General features: G+C 47.9%; 3 protein-coding genes. All 3 read left to right on the top strand.

Going from position 1 to position 2,516, the window contains the following annotated elements:
• Nucleotides 1-115: 115 nt before the first annotated feature.
• Genes ntrB through cynS form a run of 3 tightly spaced genes read left to right on the top strand, consistent with a single transcriptional unit; the run spans nt 116 to nt 2,334 of the window.
• Nucleotides 116-946 (top strand): nitrate ABC transporter permease, encoded by an 831-nt coding sequence (gene ntrB / locus NW858_RS11530; RefSeq protein WP_414334746.1) that lies wholly within the window; start codon nt 116-118, stop codon nt 944-946.
• Nucleotides 943-1,827 carry an ABC transporter ATP-binding protein gene (locus NW858_RS11535; RefSeq protein ID WP_414334745.1) on the top strand — a complete coding sequence of 295 codons (885 nt, stop codon included), beginning with the start codon at nt 943-945 and terminating at the stop codon, nt 1,825-1,827. The genes ntrB and NW858_RS11535 overlap by 4 nt, the downstream gene beginning before the upstream one ends.
• 60 nt (nt 1,828-1,887) lie before the next feature.
• The gene (gene cynS / locus NW858_RS11540; RefSeq protein ID WP_414334744.1) at nt 1,888-2,334 is read left to right on the top strand and encodes a cyanase; all 447 of its coding nucleotides are present in this window, start codon (nt 1,888-1,890) and stop codon (nt 2,332-2,334) included.
• Nucleotides 2,335-2,516 lie beyond the last annotated feature (182 nt).

The raw sequence follows: 2,516 nt of genomic DNA on the forward strand, positions 1-2,516 counted from the left end.
GTTTGGGGTTTAGACCCTCAGATAGGGATCCCATCTGTTTAAACTGAACAGTTGATGACGATCCCATTGCACTAAAATTTTCTCTAGATTTTTTCCTTAACCCGTTGGAGGTACAATGTCCTTTCTTCCCGCTATGCCAGGGCGATGGATTCGTTCGATCCTACCGGGTACTAATCGGCAGGCATTTGCTTTGTTTATGATCTCTTTGCTTTTGATTTTGGTAGTTTGGGAGGCCGGAGCACGCGGCGGAGTATTTTCTCCATTAATTCCCCCTGCCAGTAGAACCTTGGTAACTATTTGGGGGTGGGTTTCGGATCCCTTTTACGATTATGGCCCTAACGATAGAGGCATTGGTTGGCATCTGCTGGCAAGCTTACAGCGAGTGGCGATTGGATTTACCATTGGCTCCTTGATCGCCATCCCTCTTGGAGTACTGGTGGGTCTTTCGGAGGTGACTTCACGGGCAATTGATCCCTACATTCAGTTGCTAAAGCCAGTTTCACCACTAGCGTGGCTGCCTCTGGGTTTAGGCATTCTGAAAAGCTCAGAAAGCGCCGCCTTGTTTGTCATTGCTATTACTAGCATTTGGCCCACCCTAATTAATACTAAGTTTGGGGTAAGTAATGTGGATCGAGCTTACTTGGATGTGGCTCGCTCTTTAGGGGCGTCCCGTTGGCGTACTATCCTTAAGGTAATTCTGCCTGCAGCAGCGCCAAGCATCATAACCGGCTTGCGCATCAGCATCGGTATTGCCTGGCTGGTAATCGTAGCTGCCGAAATTCTGGTGGGAGGTACTGGCCTGGGTTATTTTATCTGGAACGAATGGAATAACCTTCAAATTACCAGTATCATTACTGCAATTGTTGTTATCGGTGTTGTGGGTCTTCTGCTAGATTGGTTGTTTGTATTGTTGCAACGTTGGGTCGCATTTTGGGTGAGGTCATGAAAGTTACTTCTCCTTCCTATACCTCGAGTTCTGCTGGCTTGGAGCGGATTCCGCAGTTGCAGTTGCGCCAAGTCACCAAGATCTACCCCGGTCGTCGTGGCTTTATGGATCGGCTCATTGGTCGTGCTTCGGTTGATTACGTCGCTCTTGCACCCATCGATTTAGTGGTAGAAGCCAACACTTTTGTCTCGATTATCGGTCCTTCTGGTTGTGGTAAGTCGACATTGCTTAATATCATTGCAGGTCTCTCACAGCCCTCTACTGGACAAGTATTGATCAATGGTCAAGAGGTTCATTCCCCCGGATCTGATCGTGGCATTGTCTTTCAAAACTATGCTCTTATGCCCTGGATGACAGTAGGAGAAAACATCCGTTTTGCTGTCGAAACTGTACACCCGCAGATGACTTTGGCTCAGCAGAAGCAGTTGGTACAATCTTTCATAGACCTAGTAGGGTTGCGGGGGGCAGAAAAGAAATATCCTCACGAATTATCTGGAGGGATGAAGCAGCGGGTAGCAATTGCTCGAGCTCTGGCAACTGATCCACAAATTTTGCTCATGGATGAGCCATTTGGCGCTTTAGATGCCCTGACGCGAGGATTCCTTCAGGATGAAGTTGAGCGAATTTGGGAGTCACAACGGAAAACTGTCATCTTGATTACCCACAGCATTGAAGAAGCACTGTTGCTGTCGGATCGAATTGTCATGATGACTCGGGGGCCAGAGGCTCGCATTGCTCAGATTCTAGATGTCCCGTTTACCCGTCCTCGCCATCGAGACAGCTTAGATCAGCAGCCAGGCTATCATGCTCTCAAGGCAGCTATGGAACATCACCTTTCTCAAGAAACTCGTGCTGTTGAGGAATCACGGATCCGGGTTTGAGGAATAAACTGTAGTAGGAGCTTTCACGAAGCCGATACATCTGAAATTTAGGAGGCTACAATGAGCACAACCATCCCAGAGATTACTAAGAAGCTATTGGCCGCTAAAGCTGAGAAGGGGCTAACCTTTGCTGATTTAGAGCAGAGGATAGGCCGAGATGAGGTGTGGATTGCAGCGGTTTTTTATCGTCAGGCAAGCGCCTCTTTAGAAGAAGCGAAAAAAATTACTGAGATCTTAGAACTGGACGCTGTTGTAGCAAAAGAATTGACTGAATGCCCACTGAAAGGTCTAGGGCCAGTGGTGCCGACAGATCCTTTGATCTATCGCTTCTACGAGATTGTACAGGTATATGGCATGCCAATAAAAGCAGTAATTCATGAGAAGTTTGGCGATGGGATTATGAGCGCTATTGACTTTACCTTAGATATACAAAAGGAAGAAGACCCTAAAGGAGATCGCGTTAAAGTGATCATGTCTGGTAAGTTCCTGCCCTACAAGAAGTGGTAGAGGTAGGATACATGAGCCGAGTCTTAACTGCCTGTAAAGTCAAGCTAGTAGTTGAGCTAGGAACCTGGGGGTGCAGTTTTCCTAAAAAGCCCACAAAGAGCAAGTCCGCAGAAAGCAAGCCCGTAGAGATCCCTGGCCAGCCAGCCGGGATCCCGACAGGCCAGCCAGGCGGATTCCAAGCC

The organism is Synechococcus sp. H55.10 (assembly GCF_047502715.1).
In the GTDB taxonomy this organism is placed as follows: domain Bacteria; phylum Cyanobacteriota; class Cyanobacteriia; order Thermostichales; family Thermostichaceae; genus Thermostichus.

Coding starts and splice junctions, on each gene's coding strand:
- ntrB (WP_414334746.1), top strand. CDS start 116: ATGTCCTTTCTTCCCGCTATGCCAGGGCGATGGATTCGTTCGATCCTA.
- NW858_RS11535 (WP_414334745.1), top strand. CDS start 943: ATGAAAGTTACTTCTCCTTCCTATACCTCGAGTTCTGCTGGCTTGGAG.
- cynS (WP_414334744.1), top strand. CDS start 1,888: ATGAGCACAACCATCCCAGAGATTACTAAGAAGCTATTGGCCGCTAAA.